Here is a 19,790-nt window from a genome sequence, read left to right as displayed (position 1 = left end):
CTTTTCGCTACTTTAGGGAATATGCAGCTGAATTTATATCCATCCGAGTATTTTATCTGTTGACTCACTTAATGTGTCTTTAACATTAGTTAATGTTTCTTTTGCTTTCTCTTTAGTGTTATATAACGTTTCACTAACAGCAGCGCCAGCATCGCTTGCCCACTTATTTGTGTATTTTGAAGCCCATTCACCTACTGCGCCACCAATGGCACTTCCAACTACACCTCCTACTGCTGCTCCAAATGGAGCGAAAGGGCCAGAAAGCGCTCCCCCAATAAGAGCTCCAGCATATGCTCCAACAGTTGCTCCAGTAGCACTTGCCCCTACTTTATTGATCTCTTCACTAACTATACGCCCAGTAACTTCAAATTTTTCTTTACCTTTTAAAGATGGGTTTTTGTCTGTCCTTCTACGAATATTACTAATAGCAGTTATGCCCCCAACCACTGCTGTACCAATACCTGAAGTTCTAGCAATGACTTTGTTAAACGCTTTTTTAGATATAACCATATCTTTAGAGGAGTATTTGATTAGTTTACTCTTTACGTGTTCATGAACAGGACGATTCCCAGTTGCTAGTTTAATAAGCAAACTTTTAGCTTTGGTTGAACGTGTTCGATTATCTACAAATTTTGTATTGTTTGATATATTTTTCTTTTGGGCTTTAATATACTTTTCCATTTTGTGGTTATCTCTTGCTGCTTTGTTTATCTTTTGGATCATACTTTTCGTCCACTCAGGTCCTGTTTTCCCCTTCAGAAAATGAAGAATTCTCCTGTCGTATTTAAATGTATAGTGGTTCTTTTTCTTAGTATATTCAACGCGGAGTATACCAGATTTGTGTGAAGCGGTCATAATGGCTAAAGGTGCAACGGAGCCAATTGCACTATCTAACAAAGCATTCAACAAAGAGTCATCTTCGCTTGGCTTTGTTGTTGATTCTACATTTTTACTCTCCTCGTAATCCAGTAATAAATCTAATGCACGTTTACTAGTTGGATTTTCATGGTTTATACTCCCTTGCACACTAGTAGCTATTCCTACTGGTGATTGTACCGCTTGATTTAATTTCTGAAAAAGGGAGCCGGGCTGGTAACCTTCTACACTGATCTGGTTACTGTGAAACATAGAGCTAATTTGTTCAACGTAAGCAGAAGCATCGTTAGCATGATCTGCTACGTAGTCTAATTTTTTTACCTGTTGGCGGTCGTACTGATGTAATTGTTCTATTGTTTGATTAATTTTTTCGTCTGCGCTGTTTAATTGATTCATGATATTGCTATCTTGCAATGTCGGAATCATAATAATATCACTTACAGAGTTAATGATAGAATTTGCTTCATTTGATAGATCTGTTGTTATGGTTTTTACCTTTTTCATAGCATGATCTAAATCATTTTGTAAGAAATCCTCCCGAATCGTTGCTGTATTAGAGGATTCAAAAGCTTTTAATTCATTCTTCATGTTATGTAAAGCATTTTTATATTCATCTAAAGTCGATTCATAATACTTTAGAAATGGGATATGACAATCTTGATAAAATGAACGAATGGCCTGCCCACCCTTACCTTTTAAAGCCTCATCTAACTGAATAAATTCCATTACAGCAGAATCTATTTTCTTTATATCTCTTTCTTGGGAGTCCAATTGTTTAAGAGTCAATTCAATACCAGAGAGAAAAGAATCTACCTCCAACGTTTTCATCGCAATATCGCCACCTTATCTGACATTATAACTCTTTAATATAATATCATAATTAGTAGAAGAGAAAGGGAAAGAGAGATAAGGAAACAGATCTCCATCCTGCCGTGTGGTAACCACCGAAGCGGGTCTCATGGTTCACTCAAAAATATAAAAAGATTGCCACAAATAATAAAAAACCAGTTAACTCATCATTTCAAAAATGGTCTAACTGGTTTCTAATAGGAATAGAGAGTGAATCAGTAGAACCGTCCCGCTGATTCTGTAAATTACCTGACCATTGGTGGAGCGGATCTGGTGAACGGTGCAGTAAATCCTGAAGATGATTTTTCTAAAGAACATTGGATGAGTAGTATTGGTCTGGCTTCGTTGGTTGGTGGGGCGAGGGTAGGTGTTCCTACTAAACGTTCTGTGATTTCCCCTACCAATAGTTTGAAGAAAAATCCTATTGTGGAGAAGGATCAAAACAACTCAATATTGAGCTTTGCAGATATGATGGATGATGAAGGCGCTAATAGATACAGTCAATTTTGGGATTATACACAAAAAAATATAAGTGTAGAAGATAGAATTAAGTTATCAGATTGGAACTACAGTCCATCGGGTCATTTGTATGAAAAGTATAAAATGACTTTCGATGATCCCAAATATTATGATCAAAAAACTGGCGATATAAATTGGACTCCCAATAATGGTTTTGAGGGTGAACCGCAACCGATGATATTAAGTAAAGAAACTCTTATTGATCGATATGGTTTTCCTGAAGGAAGTTTCTTTTCGGAAAAAGGTGTACCATATGAACAACGCGCTTTAGCATTGCATAGCGACACAGCAGATTATCATATTTATAAAGTTCTTGAAAATCTTGAGGTTATGGGTGGCAAAGCTGCACCTTGGTTTGACAGGGTTGGAGGGGGAATTCAATTTATTAAATACCATAAAAATGGTAAAACATATTCATTACAAGAGTTAATAGACGAAGATCTAATTGTAGAAGTTACTTTTGAAAGAGAGGAATAGAAATGGATATTGAGAAGTTAGTTCAATTATTAAAAAGCCAATATACTGTTAATGTAGAAAAGAAGAGTGAGTTATTACTGATAATATATCCAAAAAATAAAGATGGTACTACTAATCTTGATATGGGTTTTAAATTAGTAAGCGTAGGTCATGCGTTTTATTTGTATGAATTACAAAGAAACCAAGAATATAAATTAGCTCAATTTAATAATGAACAAATGGGATTATTAGGTTTATATACTGCACTAGAAGGAACTTATGGTGATATCAAAGTTGAAGAAAGCATTAAAAATAAATTAAGAAATATAGACAAGGATGTTCAGCAAGCCATAACTATACTAAATGAAAAAGTTAGTAATCATTTATTTTCTATCTTAGCTGAAAAGAGAGGTGCCATTAATGTAACCTTAAACGATAGTAAGTATGATATCTACTACTTAAGTTTACTAGATGAGAAAGTCATTATTTCTGAAAGTAGACCATTTTCAAGTGCCTTAGTAGTAACCTATAATTTTTCTAAAAAGCTTGAAACATTTGATGAATTTATTAATGCATTGGAATTTGATTTTATACCTTCTATTAGTGATATAGAGCAATTAAAAAGACTATTTATTGGTAAATGAATTATTTAGAATCACGGGACGATTCTCATTTATCATATTAATTAGATTTTCTAAAAGTCATTGAATTAGTAATTGAAGAAAAAGAAAAAAAGGAATCATGAATTTTTAGATACACTATTAAATAAGCTCTCAAAGTTACTCACTGAGATTAGCAATGAAGGAAAGGGGAAAATCAATATAGAGTTGAATGGTGTTTTACGAGCGTACTTTGACACAAACTTAGTTGAAAGTTATCAAGAACCATTAGTTATTGAACTTGATAAATTAGAATCAATGATAAAAGGTATTGGGAATCCCGGTGACGGCCCTCGTGGTTTAAATTAAGTGAATTTCCCTTTACCAATATTGAGAAAAAAGCAGACGAATGTAATCATTTTAGATTAATTCATCTGCTTTCTTTTTTGTATACGGGTGAATCAGTAGAACCGTCCCGCTGATTCTCGGATTGTTCGACGGCGTGCGAGGTACCGTTAACGCAATGGACGAACGTTCTGATAAAGCAATGGATTCACCTTATGATTTTGTAAATTACCTGACCATTGGTGGAGCGGATCTGGTGAACGGTGCAGTAAATCCTGAAGATGATTTTTCTAAAGAACATTGGATGAGTAGTATTGGTCTGGCTTCGTTGGTTGGTGGGGCGAGAGTGGGAATTGTAGGAAAAAGTGATGTGAAAGCAGAGGGGATATTAAAATATAAGGGCGAGAGAACCACTTTTGATGTAGAAAATGTTAATACTTCTAATATAGATGTTCTTTCTAAACAATTAGAAAACATTAAAACAAAGGATGAAAAGGTTGGGTACTTAATGGAAAAGTCAAAGAATACTGATGTATCTACAGAAAAGAATAAAGCGATTTTTTATGCGGGTAGAGTTGAAGCTTTTGATAATAAAATTGGCCAAATGAAGTACACATCTGCCAGAGAATTAGCAGAAAGGTATGCTGATAATCTTTTTATGGAAAAAGAAGTAACAAAGTTAACATTAGAAAGAACACCTGGTGGTAAATGGATGGATAATCTAAGGTTATATGAGCAGTTGCCAAATGGAAAGTACAGGTATGAAGAGTATGGATTAACGTTAGAGCAAACAAATGAAATATGGTCTAATTTATCTAGTAGATATGCAGAGGGAGCAAGCGGAGCGGTAACAGCATTTACGAAGAATGTACCTGATTTTATTAAACCAAAAACGATCTTCTGGTCAACGGAATTACCACAATTAAGGAATAATAAGAAAGTTAAGCATATTAACATAAGGTGATGATATAATGAACAGCTTTATTACTAAAACAGATGGGATTGACACTCTAACATATGAAGATAATTCTTGTGACGTTGAATGCAATGTAGCCGATTTTAGAGACCAAATATGGTGGATTTCTATTATAAAAGTCGTAAGTAAAAAAAGTGGGAGTCCTATTACATTAACTACTAGTAAACAACTTGAGCTATTGCAAAGAATTGAATTTGATTTAGGAAGCCGTCATGGAATCAAGGAAATATATTCTTCTATATTTGGTGTAATTATTTATGATGATGTTAAAGATTTAACTTATGATTTAACATTATTATGAAAAAGAGGTAGATAAATTGTGAAAATAAATATTGGTGATATCCTAATAAATATGCAAATGGGTTGGAGTTTTTTGTGCTTAAATTATGCTGAAAAAAATTATCTATTTCCGATCGTTCCCATGATATCTGAACCTGTTTATATATCAGATATAACTATTAAAGAATTTTCTAAGGAGGAATTTATTAATGTATTTTCAACTATACTTTGGAACAGAGGTATTAGAATTGAAAATGTTGATCAAATTATAAAAGGGAAATCAAACGAGGTTCCAATATTAGAAGATGGTACTTTAGAAAGTACTAAAACAGGAAAAGAGTTTATAGAATTAAATCTATTTAACCCAAACGGTACTCATGAATCACTTCTAAGTTTAATCAATTTTACACCACTAATAATACTCAAAGAACCAGGTGAACTAATCATTCTATTGATTGGCTCATCTGGTTTCTCTTTTATACAAGAAAAGTGAATCAGTAGAACCGTCCCGGTGAATCCAAGCTTTACATCGAATATTGCTAGTACTTTCAAAGATGCTAATTATAGAACAGCAATCACTAAAGAAAAGATTACTTTGTATAGAGCTTTTGGAGGACATGCTGATGCTGCTGGGACGTTTGTTACTACGGTTCCAGCAGTAAATAGGATTCAAGCAAAAGTTGGTTTAGCTCTACTGCCTGAGTGGAAGAACACCAGGCAGTACGAAGCAATTATTGAAATTCCTGAAGGAACTATTTTAAATCTTGGTAGAGCAGAAAAGCAATATACAAAAATGGGATATATTCTTAAAGGGAATGAAGATCAAATATTATTACCTTTAAATTATCCTATAGAATGGATATCTGAAATAAAACAAATTCGGTCAAGGTAGGAGGAGAAATAAGGTGCGGAACAATTTAAAGTTTAAAATACAAATTGAAAAAGTCATTCAATTAGTAATTGAAAAAAAGAAAAAAAGGAATCATGAATTTTTAGATACACTATTAAATAAGCTCTCAAAGTTACTCACTGAGATTAGCAATGAAGGAAAGGGGAAAATCAATATAGAGTTGAATGGTGCTTTACGAGCGTACTTTGACACAAACTTAGTTGAAAGTTATCAAGAACCATTAGTTATTGAACTTGATAAATTAGAATCAATGATAAAAGGTATTGGGAATCCCGGTGACGGCTCTCGTGATTCAAATTAAGTGAATTTCCCTTTATCAATATTGAGAAAAAAGCAGACGAATGTAATCATTTTAGATTAATTCATCTGCTTTCTTTTTTGAATACGGGTGAATCAGTAGAACCGTCCCGCTGATTCAAGAAAATAGAAGGGAGGTAGGGTTACATAAACAGGAACCGAGGAGCTAAGGTTTTGTCGTTTATAAATTAGTAATAGTAATCAACAGAACCTCCCCTTTATTCTTGGTGATTCCCGGTCATTTCTTTAAGTTCATTCAAACAGAGACTTAAACGAAAGCGGAGCTATTGTAACGAACTTACCCTCACCCTCGATCGACCATGTTTGTCCATTACCTGTAATATACAAAAATGAATTGGCTATTCCTTGTTTCTCTTGGTTATAATCATATAACGCATTTAACTTCCCTTGTTTTTCTTTTAATATTTTCAGGAAGGCTGGATGGAACAAGTCTGATTCTTTACTTGTAAGCTTTTTACTGGCAAGTAATTTATTAATAACTTTCTCGAAATGCCGCTCTTTAATTGAAAAAGGGTCTTGCTCTACTTTGTCCTCGCTAATATTCATAAGTTGGCTGAGTGCTTCCTCGTTGTTTTCTGTGAATAATTTAACCACACGATTATCATCTTGAGATTGTTGAAATATGTAATCATCGTTACAGAACAAGGTAGCTGCAAGCATCGCTGAATCAGTAGCAATTTGCAATCGGATGACACGAGGTGAATTCGTTAACTTCTTCAGAAAGAATTCAAATTGTTCATCAACGTCTTGATCCATTGTTATTAATCCTCTTGAGAGCAATCCATTTGTGGCACTATCTAAACGATTTTCTAGATCACGATTAGAAATGTTTTCAAAAACATCATCTTTTATTGAGGCTGCGATCTGCTCACCATCCATTAAAAGTAATGAAAATATGTATTCTTCCATAGATAAAGTATAAGACATATGGGCATAATCCTCTCATTTTGTTTCAGGTTGCTTCGGAAAAATGAATAAAGTAAATAAAGAAAACGGTTTGTAAGAGAAGGAGCAAAATTGAGAATAAAATAAGCATCAATAGCTTTAAAACAATTAAACTTAACATAATAGCGATTTGCTGCATATCGAGTTAATCCTAAGAACGGAGGGGAGAACCAATATCTAGGTCCACATGAGTGGCCCAATAATAAAATACATGCCCTGCTGTTCTACTAACGAGATATAATAAATAAAAAAATAAATTAAACGCTATCCATACTGAGATAATACCACAAGCTATAGTTAAAGACTGCATGCATTTACTTCTTTTCTAATAGTAAACTAAGAGAAACAAAAGATAGCCCAAGAGCTACCTTTTCTAATGTTTTATGAAGGTTACAAATAAGCATCTACTTAGACTTTACTGAATTCCTATGAAACGCTTAATAAGCGAGGCTTCACTTAAATTTTATCTTTTTAATCACTTTCACCATTAGCTATTGAACTTGATAAATTAGAATCAATGATAAAAGAAATTGGTGAAATCTCATGTTGACAAATTATGCAGAATACAAAAACAACGGTAAGATGAAATTACGAGAACAGTTTGATTGGTTTATTTCACAGATTTAATAGCGTACAAAATATGACTTAAGAACAACCAGGGGGCTAACCGTTCTATTATTTAGTCCACCTGGTTTTTCTGTTTGCTATTTTGATACAGCCATAAAGGTATCTATGCCTATAAGGTAAAGGAGGAGAAAGAGCTGGAGAAAGGAAAGTATGCTAAATATAACAATAATGTATATAGTGTTAGTAAAAGTGATTTGAATAATATTAGATTGGTTAGCAAAAACAAAAGTGATTTAGGTAATGGATTTGTGAAAAAAACTTATCCAAATAGTTTTAAGGATGCTAAGAATCTTCCGGAAATCTATATTAAAGAAGTAAAAAGAACCGACATTGAAATGCTAATTAAGATAGATTATAAGGCAGAGTATAATGGTCATGCCTTTAATGTTAATTTCCCAAAAGATCAAACGAAAATAATAATCGGAACTGCAGATGCAGAACTTGCAAAAGAAAATGGGTTTGAACGATCAGATAAATATTATTATGAGAAATTAGTTGATGTAAGAGATGTGAAACTAATTGAACTATGGCAGGAAATTTAATTAATTATGATCACCACGGGGACGGTTCTCATGATACACTTCCAAGTTTAATGAAATCTCTTCGGCTTCAAAGAAGAACTAGGATATTTTGTACAAATGAATCAGTAGAGCTGCTACCCCCGTAATTCAAGGTTATATACGAGAAATAAAGTAATGAGGTGAAAATATTGAATATTAGTCAGGTTTCGATGCTTATGAATAGTTTCGGACTGTTTACCAGAATCACGGGGACGGTTCTCGTGATTCACTTCCATGTTTAATAAAATCTCTTCAGCTTTAAAGAAGAACTAGGTGACACAACCTACTGATTAGTTGATCTGGTTTGTTTTATATTTTGTACAAATGAATCACCAGAACCGTCCCCATGATCCAAAAGAAGGTAATTATAGAACTGTAATCACTGAAGAGAATATATTATTATATAGAACATATGGCGGAATGGCCAAAATTCATGGTTCTTTTATAACTATTATTCCAGCAGTAAATAGAATAAACGCTAAGGTCAATACTGCTCTATTACCAGATTGGAAAAATTCTAGACAATATGAAGCAGTAATTGAAGTACCAAAGGGTGAAGTTCTAAATATTGGTAGAGTCGAAAAACAAAATACAAAAACGGGAGCACTACTGAAAGGCGATGCAGATCAAGTACTATTACCACAGGGTTGGCCTTCAGAATGGATAAAAGAAACTAGAGAGGTTCCTAGTAGGTAGGAGGATATAATGGACAAGAAAAAGCAGTTGATCGAACAAATAAAAGTAGTGTTAAATCACCTTGAAGTAAATTACTCTAATGAAATTAACGATGGAATATTACAACTTATTTATAAAAGATATGAAAAGGCGCTGGAAATATTAGAAAATAATAATGATATTAAAAATATAAATATTGTTGGTGGTGTTAGGGCATATCTGGATAGTTATAGCGACTATGAAAATCCGCTTTTAGGAGAATTGAATAAATCCGAAAAATTATATCAAGTACTATTAAAAATGTAGAGTGTAATGCGTCTTAGAAGGTAGCTCTAGTCTAGGACGGAATCACAGAAACGGTTCTCATGATTCATTTTTTAACTAGATAAATAATGTTAGGTCAATCCTTATAAAGAAGGTGAGCGAATTATAGATATGGTTCATGCACCTTCTTTTGATCTTTTACTTTAATGCATCAACAGAACCGTCCCCATGATCCACTCATAAAAAAAGTACCTCTTCCAATAAGGAAAAGGTACTTATCCACATTTATTCCGCTTTCTCAATAACCATATTCAGTGTTTCTTTAATTTCTTTCAGCTCTTCCATTGCCTTTTCTTTTTCATCTGATTTAACAGCTTCTAGATAAGACTGGGCATGGTCAGAAAGGGTGTTGTAAGCTTCTTCGCCTTCCATGCGCTCGATGTCGCTTGAAATCATATCGATGAAGAGGGCACCTTCAAGGGCAGTGATTGTGGATTTATCTTCTCCCCATTCTTCTTCGCTTTCTTCATATTCATGAAGGGCTACTTTCGAGAAGCCGCGAATAAACGCATGGTTAACAGCTTCTGGGTCGATCTCTGCTACATCGTTTTCAAGACTTAAATTTTCTTCGATTAGTGCTGCATCTTCTTCAGCGTGGTTCGTAATGTAATTTGAGATCGATTGATAGAATGCCCATCCTTCTGCTTGTTCCACACGAGCATGCTCAGGATCCTCTTTTGCTTCTTTAGCAGCTTTTGTTGCATATCCTTCAGGAAGAGCGCCAGTGGCAAGATAGAACGTCTTCATTAACGTTTTATCAACCATTTGGCTTCCGAGTACAAATTGAAGGTTGTCATCGTTTTCGACAGCGGTTTCCATTTCACTGAAACCAGAGTCGATTTGAGAAACCATGGAAGTATCGTATGCCGCATCACGTTTTTCGACAGTGCCTTTTAACACTTCATAGTATTCCTTCGCTTCTTCAATCTCTTTGTTCACTTCTTCTGTATTGCCCCAGTTTTCATTCACTTCGTCAAACTCATGCTTTACTGTTAAATAGAAAACCTTTTGCATTAGCTTATCGTAGATTTGTTTCACAACTTCGCCATCTAGGTCACCAGATTTTCCGGCTTCAAGAGCAGAAGAGATCTGTTGATCCATTTCACCTTCTCTTTGTTCAACAAGAGGTTTTAAGTCGTTATTATAAAGATCAATCACAGCCTGATAGTCAACGTCTTCACCTTCAGAAGCTTTCTCAAGCTCTGCTTTCCCTTCATTAAAAGAAGAGATGAAATCAGCATCTTCTTCCTTTTCTTCACCATTCTCTTCATCCGCTTTTTCCGCGCTATTCTGTTCTGACTTTTGATCAGAAGCATTTTCATTGGTAGAGTTCCCATTTGATTGCCCGCAAGCAGCTAGAACTAGACCTAAAGCAAGAAATAAATATAAGATCTTATGCTTCAACACGTTTGATTTCCCCCTATTTTCTATGTAGTAATCGTTATCATTTCAACATTATCATATAGAGAATGATTCTCATTGTCAACCGGGGGAATGAATCACGGGGACGGTTCTCGTGATTCACTTCCATGTTTAATGAAATTTCTTCAGATTCAAAGAAAAACTGGGTGACATAACCTACTGATTAGTTCCTCTGGTTTATTTGTATATTGTGTACAAATGAATCAGTAGAACCGTCCCCGTGATTTACGTGATTCTCTAAAACTCCCGATCCAACTCCCGCAACCGATCATAAGATTCTACCAAATAATCAGGCACCAATCTCCGCCCAAATTCCCAAGCGTTCTCTTCAATCTCAGCAAGCAGCTTCTGCTGAACTTCCTCATCTTCATACATTAAAATCCTTAAATCATGTCTGTGTTTCTTGAAATCTAAGTAATACCCGATTTCGTGATAGAGAAGGAGGAGTGCAATGTTTTCTTCTGTTTCTTTTAGTTTAAAGTTCACTTTGGCTTGATAGCCGTTTATTTGTAAATAGTTAAATTTGATTGTGTTGGTTGATACGTTATAGCTCATTGGAGCGTTAAGTTCATTATTGAATTCGTAATTAATGTTTAACTCGTGCTGTTCCAATGTATCTTTAATGATCTTTTCAACATCCCAAATATATAACATGTTTCTCATCACTACCTTTAAGTTCTGCTTTTCTTGTTAGTGACCTATTTTAAACCATAGAGCCTAATCCTACCACTATTTTAATGGGCTTATGAGGTATTGCCTGTATACAATCAACCATCCTGTTAAACAAACGTTTGATTGATTTCTAATAGTAGTTGAAATCTAGGCTAGATAGGACGTTTTGAAATGTATATTCATAAAAGATAGTTGGTAACGCTTACAACGTTTGGTTGATAATGAGTAATCAGAATAACGTGAACTCAATGCGGTTTCAACGCTTTATTTTGTAGGAGAGATAATGTGACATGATTGTTGTAGAACGGTTCTTTTCATGCAAAAATACTTATAATCATAAATATCAGATAAATTAGTATTTTCTAAAAATGTCTTTTGAGGTTCTGAAAAATGGAGAGGGGAAGTTAGAATGGATTCAATGTTTCTGATGAATAGTCTTTGGGTGATGGTTTCAGCAGTACTCGTTATTTTAATGTTAGGTGGCTTCATTTTACTTGAAGCAGGATCAACACGAATGAAAAATGCTGGCCATATTGCAGGTAAGACCGTTTTCACGTTTGGGATTGCGTCACTCGTCTTTTGGGCAGTTGGATATGGGTTGATTTTCGGTGAAGGCAATGCGTTCTTCGGTTTAACAGACTTTTTCTATTCAGGTTATGAAATTGAGGGGTTAGGACTTTCAGCGCCGGTGTTCTTCTTATTCCAACTAGCGTTCGCGGGTATTTCGTTAACGATCGCGTTTGGTGGTTTTGCAGAACGCGCGAAGTTAACTGCTTATATTCTGTTTGCCGTACTATTCTCAGTCCTTGTATATCCAGTTATTGCCCACTGGATCTGGGGCGGTGGCTGGTTAGCAGAACATGGGAAGCAGGACTTTGCGGGATCAACGGTTGTTCACTTAACAGGTGCGATGGGTGCTTTCGCCGCAACCATTCTTTTGAAACCTCGTATCGGTAAATACAATAAAGATGGTTCTCCAAACAATATTGCCGGACACAACCAGGTATTCACAGCGCTTGGTGTGCTTGTATTATGGGTCGGTTGGTTCGGGTTTAATGCAGGAAGTACGTTATCTGCGGATGCTGCATTCTTTGGCTTTGTTGCCATGAATACGAACTTAGCAGCAGGTGCTGGAGCCGTAGCGGCTCTAGTTGTAGCGTGGGCTGTAACAGGAAAAGCGGATGTACCAACGATGTTAAACGGTGCATTAGCAGGTTTGGTTGCCATCACAGCATCTTGTGCCTTTGTTGATACGTGGGGAGCGGTTGTGATTGGCTTGGTTGCTGGTTTCATCGTGTTCTATAGCATGAGATTCTTCGAAAAACGGAAAGTGGACGATCCGATCTTTGCCTTATCCGTTCACGGGGTAGCGGGCGTATGGGGTACATTATCAACTGGATTCTTCGCAACACCGGAACTTGCGACGGTTGGTCAACCAGGGCTTTTCTACGGTGGCGGTTTCAGTCAGCTTGGCGTTCAAGCGCTAGGTGTTGGTGCAAGTGGCGCTTATGCTTTTATTGTATCGTTTATTCTTCTCGTGATAATTAAGAAAGTACTTAACGGATTACGTGTATCTGAAGAAGAAGAGATTATTGGTCTTGATCTTAGTGAGCACGGTAGCTATGGTTACCCTGAGATGTTTCAAGCAAACAGCTCAAGCCAACAAGTAGACGGCACCTCAAAATCCGGTTAAGTCGCTAACTACTGAGAAGCAAGGGGGCTGTTAGCATGGTAAATGATTTGGAAACGTATGAGTCGTTAATGAAAATGCGAGAACAACAAATTAAAGGTGTTGTAGAAGACCATGTGGCGCTCAATGCCTTCCATGATCAACTTATGAGGCAAGTCGTTCATCTTGCGGAACAGAAAGTGAAAAAAGAGTGGGGTCCTGCCCCCTCTTCTTTTTCATTTTTTCTGATGGGAAGCGGTGGGCGGTTTGAACAAGCGTTATGGAGTGATCAGGATCATGGCATTGTTTATCAAGAAACGAGCGAAGGGGCAAGCGATTATTTCCTCAAGCTTGGTAACGAAATTTCAAATGGGCTACATGCGGTTGGGTATGAATTCTGTGATGGGAAAGTGATGGCTTCAAATCCGTTGTGGTGTAAATCAACGGACGAATGGAGAGGGCAGCTTGAAAGCTGGATCGATGATGAACGTTTTGATGCGATCCGTTACCTGTTGATTTTTGTTGATGCGAGAGTGTTAGTTGGTCGTGATCAACCTATTGATGAGTTAAAGAAACTGATTCACCTTAAACTGGAAGAATCACCGCACTTATTGAAGAGAATGTTGAAAAACACGATGCATCTGCAAAAAGGAGTCGGCGTATTTGGGCAAATTCTTGCCGAAACGCACGGGGAGCATACAGGAGAAGTGAATTTTAAACAGACTGCTTTCTTTCCGTATGTGAATGCGGTTAGGCTTCTTGCTTTGAAAGAGAAAGTGATGAACACGTCTACGTTATCAAGACTAGAAGCCTTATCCGATCAAACGCTTCCTCGCTCAGAACGTCAATCTTATGAAAATGAGTTTATGAAACTCTTACACTTCCGCCTACACTACGGGAAACAAGAAAATTATGAAGCCGTTCACTATGTGACGATTGATTCTCTTCCTAAAGAACAGAGGAAAGAGCTTAAAGAGATGATGAAAAAAGGAATGGAACTCTACAAGTACACCAAAAAGGCAATCGAAAAAGGGTGTTCTTAAATGCGAATGAATCAAATGATTCAATATCTTAAGCAAATGTCTGGGAAGGTTAATACGAGCATGTATGCTTCGATTCAAGATCAATCAAATCCTCACCATATCTCGATGCTGAGGCAGATGCAAAAAGAAATTAAAATGAAAAACACGCTCGAAGTTCCCTTGAATGAATTGCGCGTTGTGGTGTTTGATCTTGAAACAACTGGTTTCTTTCCGAACAAAGGAGATGCGATGCTGTCGATTGGGGCTGTGAAAGTAACGGGTGAAACGATTGAGGAGGATACCTTCTATTCGTTAGTTCAATCGAATACAGCTCCTTCTGAAGAGGTGACAGTATTAACAGGAATTAAAGAGGAAGATCTATATTCAGCCCCACCTCTATCAGAAGTTCTTGCTCAATTCTATGAATTTATGAAAGGACACACGTTAGTTGCACATCATGCCAAACATGAACAATCCTTCATGCAGCATGCCACTTGGAGCTTAATGCGTTCTAATTTCGACCATCGGATTGTGGATACATCTTTTCTCATTCGAATTGTTGATCCTGAGCAGAAAGGATTTCAATTGGAAGACTGCTGTACGAGTAGCGGGATTGAAGTAAGAGATCGCCATCATGCCTTGGGAGATGCGAAGATGACTGCTGAGCTTTGGTGTTATTACGTGAAGAAAGTTCAGGAATTAGGGTTTCGTAATTTGCGTGAGGTGTATGAGCGGGTGGCGCGGTTGGGGTGAACCACGGGGACGGTTCTCGTGATTCACCGGTGATTTGAAAGCTAGGTTATGTAATCGTGCTCTAGATTACATAACCTAGCTTTTTTCTGTTTAGTAAGTCTATTAAATTACTTATGAAGTAAGCGAATATTTTTTTGAGTAGGGGGTAGATAAATAATAGAATTCGATAAACAAGGAGTGGAACAATGAGTGTCATTAACAATGTGAGAATCTATCAACCAGGCAAAGAAACACTAGACGATGGACATCTGATCATAAATGACGGGAAATTCTCTTACATAGGAAACGGGCCATATGAAGGGAATGAAAGCGACGTTGTTGATGGGAAAGGGAAGACGGTGGCTCCTTCCTTCAATGATACGCACCTTCATTTGCTTCGATACGGGTTAATGAAGAAAGAACTTGATTTACGAGAAGTAACTTCTTGGGAAGAAATGAAACAAATCGTTCACGATAAGTACACGGAAGAACAGATGGAAGAGCATGAGTGGATTATTGGTCGGGGACTCATTGATAGTCAGTTCACAGACATTGATCATCTTCTAAACGCTCATGATCTTGAAGAGCTAGAATATAAGAAGCCAATGTTCTTTCTACATGATGATGGTCATGAATGCATCGTAAATGAAGAAGCGTTACAGATTATTAAAGAACATGATGGACTTGAGAAGAATCATGACAAATTCATCGAGAAAGATGAAGACGGAAATTGGACTGGACGCTTTAAAGACAGTGCCGTTCACTTCATTAAGTTTCATTTCAGACAAAAAACAGAAGATGAGGTCTATGAAGCGATTCATGATGCTGTTCCGCATCTACTGAAGCATGGAATTACGTCAATCCATACAGATGATCTAAATTATACAGGTGCGTTTGATCGCGTGTGGGACAGCTATCGGAAATTAGAAGAAGAAGGTGGCCTACCTGTTCAGGTTCATCTTCATCATTACGTTTACAATCTCGATAACATGAAGGAGTATCTCTCTACTTATAAGAGAAGAACGGGTGAAGGGTCTGATCGCGTGCGGATGGGAGCTTTCAAGATTTTTCTTGATGGGACGCAGCGACTTCACACGGCAGCATTGAGACAAGCCTATCAAGATAAACCGGAAACAAGCGGAACGTTAATCTATTCACAAGAAGAGCTCGATGAGATGGTGAAAACGGCAGATGAGAACAACATGCAGGTAACGATGCATGCGATTGGAGATCGAACAGTCGAGCAAGCGATCAATGCGATTGAAAAAGTAGGCGCAGGTAAAATGCGTCATCGTATTATCCATGCCCAAATTCTTGCGCCTGATTTATTAGAGCGACTGAAGAAACTGAAGCCTTACCTCGAAATACAGCCAGGATTTATGATGAAGGAATATGACCAAACGGCTGATTGGGTAGGAAGAGAACAAGAAAAATATTGCAACCCTTGGAAAACAGTCAGCAAGATGGAAATTCCGTTTACGGGAAGCTCCGATTGTCCGATTGGGCCATTAAATCCGCTGATGCACATCTATGCCGCCGTTACGAGGCAAGATGAAGAAGGAAAGCCTGAAGGTGGCTGGATTCCAGATGAGCGTCTTTCTGTTGATGAAATCTATTACGCCTATACAGCGACAGGAGCAGAATTAGAATTCCAAGAAAAGGTGAAAGGGAAGTTGGAAAAAGGTCATACAGCAGATTTCGTTGTGCTATCAGCACATCCAAGGGAAGTTGAACCGAAAGAGTTGAAGGAAATTGAAGTTCTTGAGACTTGGGTTCAGGGAGAAAAGGTGATGTGAGAATCACGGGGACGGTTCTCGTGATTCACAACACGTGAATTGCTATTCCTTCTAAAATAACGGCAGATGAACTTAATCAGATCTTGATTAGGTTCATCTGCTTTTTATGTGTGTGAAGTAAAAGTAATTGGTCTAAGATTGTCCAAGTCTGCGTTTTGGATGACGAAATAAGTGGAAAATAATAGGGTAGATTAAAAGTGGAAGCATTATGCGAAACGTTGATCATAGGAGGAGAGCAGATGATGGAACAGAATAGCAGTATGCCAAAGGAAAAGGGACTAGACCACACGTTAAACGTTCTGAAAGAAGGATATGAATTTATTCTAAATCGACGTGATAAGTATGAAACAAATGTTTTTGAAACGAAGCTTCTAGGCGAGAAAACGATTTGTTTAACGGGAAAAGAAGCGGCGAAGCTTTTCTATGATAATGAGAAATTCAAACGAAGTGGAGCTGCGCCAAAACGTGTTCAGAAAACGCTTTTTGGAGAAAATGGTGTTCAGGCTTTGGATGGAGAGGCACATCACCATCGTAAAGAAATGTTTATGTCATTGATGACCAAAAGCATGCTAGCGGAGATCTCAGAACTGACGAAAAAATATTGGACGAAATATGCAGCAGAATGGGAAACAAAGGACAAAATTACGTTGCATGAAGAATCGAAGAAAATCCTAACACATATTGCTTGTGAGTGGACAGGTGTTCCTCTTGAAGATTCTGAAGTAGACATGAGAGCAGAGCAACTTGGAGACATGTTTGAAGAGGCTGCAGCCGTTGGTCCTGGTTACTGGAAAGGAAAAAAAGCTCGTTCTCATGGGGAAGAGTGGATGGAGGAAATGATTGAGAAAGTTAGAAATGGAAAGATGAATCCTCCGGAGGATCGTGCTCTTTATCGTTTTTCTTTCCATCGTGACTTAGATGGGGAGCTGTTAAATCAACAGGTTGTAGCAGTTGAATTACTGAATTTACTAAGGCCGATGGTTGCAATCTCTGTTTACATTAGCTTTCTTGCTCACGCTCTTTATGAGAACAAAGAGGAGACCGAGAAGCTTAGATCTGGTGACCCTGATCAGCTACAAAGATTTATACAAGAAGTTCGTCGCTTCTATCCGTTCTTCCCGTTCGCTGGAGCAAGAGTGAAGCAGGATTTTACGTGGGAAGGCTACCTTTTTGAAGAAGATACGCTTACGCTAATGGATTTGTATGGCACAAACCACGATCCGAGCGTTTGGGCGCAGCCAGATGAATTTCAACCGGAACGATTTAAAACATGGAAAGGAAGTCCATTTGACTTTATCCCACAAGGTGGAGGCGAATTTGATATTGGCCATCGCTGTGCAGGAGAGTGGCTCACGCTCGATATCCTTAAAGAAAGCCTCAATTACTTAGTAAATCACATGACGTATAAGCTACCTGACCAAGATCTGAGCTATTCGATGTCGGATATTCCTAGCTTGCCGAAGAGCGGAGTTGTGATGACCGATGTGAAACGGAAGGAATCAGGTTCTCGAGATGCGATTTAGCAACAAAAAGGACCGGATCAGATAAAGCAGCATAGCAGATCTGACTGTTATAAAGAAAACGAGGAGGCTATCAACATTCTTGATGAGCTCTCCTCGTTTTTGATGTATACAAATAATCGGCATAACCGAAATGGTACTCCTATAACAATCAGTCACATTCATTACATAGCGGTAGAGGATTATGAACAAGAAGGTGGAATATGTTAATCATTCAGTGGTTAGTTACTAGTGTTCTAGTTATGAATCCTTTGTTGCAAAGCACGATCAAAAGCTACAGATGATGACAGGAGACATACGCAAAAGCCTCTCCTTATTAGTAGGGAAGGCTGTTGTTCAAGTAAGCATCTTAATCCCATTTTGAGGAGGTGAGAAATGGATCATTCAACAATAACGAGGCAGCATGATCTCGACTGGATTAAAGTAATAGCGACACTCGGTGTATTCCTTTACCATTGCTCCATGTTCTTCAATCCATTTCCATGGCACGTTAAAAATAATGTTGTGGATTCTAGTAGTATATTGGTTTTTTCGTTGTTTGTTGGAGCCTGGATTATGCCTGTCTTTTTCGCTGTCTCAGGGATTAGTATGACGTACACGATGAAGAAACGAGGCTTTTCTGAGTTTGGTCAGGAACGAATGAAGCGATTAGGGATCCCGCTTTTGTTTGGGGTATTTACTCTAACACCACCCCAAATTTATATCGAACGGATGGCTAATTTACAGTTTCAAGGATCTTTTTTGGCATTTATGCCTCATTATTTCGAAGGTGTGTATTTAGATTTTGGCGGAACAGGCAACTTTGCCTTCTTTGGATTGCATTTATGGTACTTGCTTGTGCTACTCGTCTTTTCGTTCCTAACGTTTCCTTTATTTAAGCGTATAAAAGGTAGCAAGAACGTGAGCTATCTTCATGTCGGTATGCTACCTCTCATCCTTTTTTTATCTGGCTTTGTTCATACCCAGCGATTAGGCGGATGGGATCTCGTTTTCTATTTCATCGTCTTCGTGTACGGCTATTATTTTTTCTCAAGTTCTGCTTTTAAATTAATACTCCATTCAACTATTCCCTTTTATTTGATTGTAGCTATGGTAACCTCAGTGATTTACATCGTATGGTTTATGGCGGCGTATCCTGAAGAAGGGTCAGTTATGGGAATTGTTTTCTATGGTGTTAGAACGATCAATTGCTGGAGTTTGTTAGTAAGCATTTTCTACCTCGCAAGCAAGTACTTATCTTTTTCCAACCGTTTTCAAACGTATGGAAGTGAAGCGTCTCTCCCTTTTTATATTTTACACCAGCCTGTCATTGTTCTATTGGGTTACGTTATACGTGATTTACAGTGGCCCATTTTAGTGAAATTCATCTTTCTTAGTGTCGTTTCTTTTATCATCATTGTGAATTGCTATCACTTTGTCATTCGGCAGTCTCGTATGTTGAGGGTTTTACTTGGATTGAAAAGTAAGAATAGAATTATGGAGAGAAGTGGTGTGCAAACTGATCATGTATGATGGCAAAAGTCCTATCGCGTTGATTCATTCCAATATACTAGTGAATTTCTATGTATTTCCATGTAGAATGAAATGAGAACCAGGCTTCCTCATCTATTGGCGATGGGAAAGCCTGGTTTATCTCTGTTCTTATAAAGCTTTTTAACGTAGGAGTCAGCGGAAACGTCTGCTAGTTCTTGTCGTTTGC

General features: G+C 37.4%; 21 protein-coding genes. 17 read left to right on the top strand and 4 right to left on the bottom strand.

Annotated elements, in window-relative coordinates; genetic code table 11:
- Window positions 1-33: 33 nt before the first annotated feature.
- On the bottom strand, window positions 34-1,704 hold the full coding sequence (locus tag JI666_RS13825; protein WP_206892845.1) for a T7SS effector LXG polymorphic toxin: 1,671 nt from the start codon (window positions 1,702-1,704) through the stop codon (window positions 34-36).
- 294 nt (window positions 1,705-1,998) lie between these two features.
- Here JI666_RS13825 and JI666_RS21925 point away from each other — a divergent pair, with 294 nt between their 5' ends.
- The 8 genes from JI666_RS21925 to JI666_RS13785 all read left to right on the top strand — a co-directional run bounded on the left by JI666_RS21925 (window position 1,999) and on the right by JI666_RS13785 (window position 6,110).
- On the top strand, window positions 1,999-2,721 hold the full coding sequence (locus JI666_RS21925; protein WP_349769340.1) for a TNT domain-containing protein: 723 nt from the start codon (window positions 1,999-2,001) through the stop codon (window positions 2,719-2,721).
- A gap of 2 nt (window positions 2,722-2,723) precedes the next feature.
- On the top strand, window positions 2,724-3,344 hold the full coding sequence (locus JI666_RS13815) for a hypothetical protein (protein WP_206892844.1): 621 nt from the start codon (window positions 2,724-2,726) through the stop codon (window positions 3,342-3,344).
- A gap of 72 nt (window positions 3,345-3,416) precedes the next feature.
- The gene (locus JI666_RS13810) at window positions 3,417-3,668 is read left to right on the top strand and encodes a hypothetical protein (RefSeq protein ID WP_206892842.1); all 252 of its coding nucleotides are present in this window, start codon (window positions 3,417-3,419) and stop codon (window positions 3,666-3,668) included.
- Window positions 3,669-3,822: 154 nt separating this feature from the next.
- Window positions 3,823-4,608: a hypothetical protein gene (locus JI666_RS13805; protein WP_206892841.1), complete on the top strand. Its 786-nt coding sequence runs from the start codon at window positions 3,823-3,825 to the stop codon at window positions 4,606-4,608.
- A gap of 7 nt (window positions 4,609-4,615) precedes the next feature.
- On the top strand, window positions 4,616-4,921 hold the full coding sequence (locus JI666_RS13800) for a hypothetical protein (protein ID WP_206892839.1): 306 nt from the start codon (window positions 4,616-4,618) through the stop codon (window positions 4,919-4,921).
- An 18-nt stretch (window positions 4,922-4,939) separates the two neighbouring features.
- Window positions 4,940-5,392 (top strand): hypothetical protein, encoded by a 453-nt coding sequence (locus JI666_RS13795; protein WP_206892837.1) that lies wholly within the window; start codon window positions 4,940-4,942, stop codon window positions 5,390-5,392.
- An 18-nt stretch (window positions 5,393-5,410) separates the two neighbouring features.
- Window positions 5,411-5,791, top strand: a complete 381-nt coding sequence (locus tag JI666_RS13790) for a hypothetical protein (protein ID WP_206892836.1) — start codon at window positions 5,411-5,413, stop codon at window positions 5,789-5,791.
- 13 nt (window positions 5,792-5,804) lie between these two features.
- Window positions 5,805-6,110 carry a hypothetical protein gene (locus JI666_RS13785; RefSeq protein WP_206892835.1) on the top strand — a complete coding sequence of 102 codons (306 nt, stop codon included), beginning with the start codon at window positions 5,805-5,807 and terminating at the stop codon, window positions 6,108-6,110.
- A 248-nt stretch (window positions 6,111-6,358) separates the two neighbouring features.
- Here the strand turns inward: JI666_RS13785 and JI666_RS13780 are convergent, their stop codons facing one another.
- Complete coding sequence (locus JI666_RS13780) at window positions 6,359-7,054, bottom strand: YfjC family protein (RefSeq protein ID WP_206892834.1); 696 nt, start codon at window positions 7,052-7,054, stop codon at window positions 6,359-6,361.
- A gap of 746 nt (window positions 7,055-7,800) precedes the next feature.
- Between JI666_RS13780 and JI666_RS13775 the strand changes: the two genes are divergently transcribed.
- From JI666_RS13775 to JI666_RS13765, 3 genes are all read left to right on the top strand, one after another.
- A complete protein-coding gene (locus tag JI666_RS13775; protein WP_524535770.1) occupies window positions 7,801-8,241 on the top strand; it encodes a UCP033725 family protein in 441 nt (146 codons plus the stop codon).
- Between the two features lie 438 nt (window positions 8,242-8,679).
- Entirely contained in the window at window positions 8,680-8,955 is a 276-nt protein-coding gene (locus tag JI666_RS13770; protein ID WP_206892825.1) for a hypothetical protein, read from the top strand.
- A 9-nt stretch (window positions 8,956-8,964) separates the two neighbouring features.
- A complete protein-coding gene (locus JI666_RS13765) occupies window positions 8,965-9,240 on the top strand; it encodes a hypothetical protein (protein WP_206892823.1) in 276 nt (91 codons plus the stop codon).
- Between the two features lie 243 nt (window positions 9,241-9,483).
- Here JI666_RS13765 and JI666_RS13760 read toward each other — a convergent pair whose 3' ends face one another.
- On the bottom strand, window positions 9,484-10,665 hold the full coding sequence (locus JI666_RS13760; RefSeq protein WP_206892821.1) for a hypothetical protein: 1,182 nt from the start codon (window positions 10,663-10,665) through the stop codon (window positions 9,484-9,486).
- A gap of 252 nt (window positions 10,666-10,917) precedes the next feature.
- Window positions 10,918-11,334 carry a hypothetical protein gene (locus JI666_RS13755; protein WP_206892819.1) on the bottom strand — a complete coding sequence of 139 codons (417 nt, stop codon included), beginning with the start codon at window positions 11,332-11,334 and terminating at the stop codon, window positions 10,918-10,920.
- 427 nt (window positions 11,335-11,761) lie between these two features.
- On the opposite strand from JI666_RS13755, the gene JI666_RS13750 reads away from it, so the two are divergent.
- From JI666_RS13750 to JI666_RS13725, 6 genes are all read left to right on the top strand, one after another.
- Complete coding sequence (locus tag JI666_RS13750) at window positions 11,762-13,045, top strand: ammonium transporter (protein ID WP_206892818.1); 1,284 nt, start codon at window positions 11,762-11,764, stop codon at window positions 13,043-13,045.
- Window positions 13,046-13,080: 35 nt separating this feature from the next.
- Window positions 13,081-14,064 carry a DUF294 nucleotidyltransferase-like domain-containing protein gene (locus JI666_RS13745; RefSeq protein ID WP_286170823.1) on the top strand — a complete coding sequence of 328 codons (984 nt, stop codon included), beginning with the start codon at window positions 13,081-13,083 and terminating at the stop codon, window positions 14,062-14,064.
- On the top strand, window positions 14,065-14,796 hold the full coding sequence (locus tag JI666_RS13740; RefSeq protein WP_206892815.1) for an exonuclease domain-containing protein: 732 nt from the start codon (window positions 14,065-14,067) through the stop codon (window positions 14,794-14,796).
- Between the two features lie 185 nt (window positions 14,797-14,981).
- On the top strand, window positions 14,982-16,571 hold the full coding sequence (locus JI666_RS13735; RefSeq protein ID WP_206892813.1) for an amidohydrolase: 1,590 nt from the start codon (window positions 14,982-14,984) through the stop codon (window positions 16,569-16,571).
- A 239-nt stretch (window positions 16,572-16,810) separates the two neighbouring features.
- Entirely contained in the window at window positions 16,811-18,094 is a 1,284-nt protein-coding gene (cypC, locus tag JI666_RS13730; RefSeq protein WP_349769339.1) for a CYP152 family fatty-acid peroxygenase CypC, read from the top strand.
- 372 nt (window positions 18,095-18,466) lie between these two features.
- Window positions 18,467-19,603 (top strand): acyltransferase family protein, encoded by a 1,137-nt coding sequence (locus tag JI666_RS13725; protein WP_206892812.1) that lies wholly within the window; start codon window positions 18,467-18,469, stop codon window positions 19,601-19,603.
- Window positions 19,604-19,790: the final 187 nt, after the last annotated feature.

The organism is Bacillus sp. NTK071 (assembly GCF_017303315.1).
In the GTDB taxonomy this organism is placed as follows: domain Bacteria; phylum Bacillota; class Bacilli; order Bacillales; family Guptibacillaceae; genus Guptibacillus.
This window is presented reverse-complemented; position numbering and strand designations above follow the sequence as displayed.

Excerpts from the sequence above, each read along its gene's own strand:
- JI666_RS13825 (WP_206892845.1), bottom strand. The coding sequence starts at position 1,704 with ATGAAAACGTTGGAGGTAGATTCTTTTCTCTCTGGTATTGAATTGACT.
- JI666_RS13815 (WP_206892844.1), top strand. The coding sequence starts at position 2,724 with ATGGATATTGAGAAGTTAGTTCAATTATTAAAAAGCCAATATACTGTT.
- JI666_RS13805 (WP_206892841.1), top strand. The coding sequence starts at position 3,823 with ATGGACGAACGTTCTGATAAAGCAATGGATTCACCTTATGATTTTGTA.
- JI666_RS13800 (WP_206892839.1), top strand. The coding sequence starts at position 4,616 with ATGAACAGCTTTATTACTAAAACAGATGGGATTGACACTCTAACATAT.
- JI666_RS13780 (WP_206892834.1), bottom strand. The coding sequence starts at position 7,054 with ATGTCTTATACTTTATCTATGGAAGAATACATATTTTCATTACTTTTA.
- JI666_RS13770 (WP_206892825.1), top strand. The coding sequence starts at position 8,680 with ATGGCCAAAATTCATGGTTCTTTTATAACTATTATTCCAGCAGTAAAT.
- JI666_RS13765 (WP_206892823.1), top strand. The coding sequence starts at position 8,965 with ATGGACAAGAAAAAGCAGTTGATCGAACAAATAAAAGTAGTGTTAAAT.
- JI666_RS13755 (WP_206892819.1), bottom strand. The coding sequence starts at position 11,334 with ATGTTATATATTTGGGATGTTGAAAAGATCATTAAAGATACATTGGAA.
- JI666_RS13750 (WP_206892818.1), top strand. The coding sequence starts at position 11,762 with ATGGATTCAATGTTTCTGATGAATAGTCTTTGGGTGATGGTTTCAGCA.
- JI666_RS13745 (WP_286170823.1), top strand. The coding sequence starts at position 13,081 with ATGGTAAATGATTTGGAAACGTATGAGTCGTTAATGAAAATGCGAGAA.
- JI666_RS13740 (WP_206892815.1), top strand. The coding sequence starts at position 14,065 with ATGCGAATGAATCAAATGATTCAATATCTTAAGCAAATGTCTGGGAAG.
- JI666_RS13735 (WP_206892813.1), top strand. The coding sequence starts at position 14,982 with ATGAGTGTCATTAACAATGTGAGAATCTATCAACCAGGCAAAGAAACA.
- cypC (WP_349769339.1), top strand. The coding sequence starts at position 16,811 with ATGATGGAACAGAATAGCAGTATGCCAAAGGAAAAGGGACTAGACCAC.
- JI666_RS13725 (WP_206892812.1), top strand. The coding sequence starts at position 18,467 with ATGGATCATTCAACAATAACGAGGCAGCATGATCTCGACTGGATTAAA.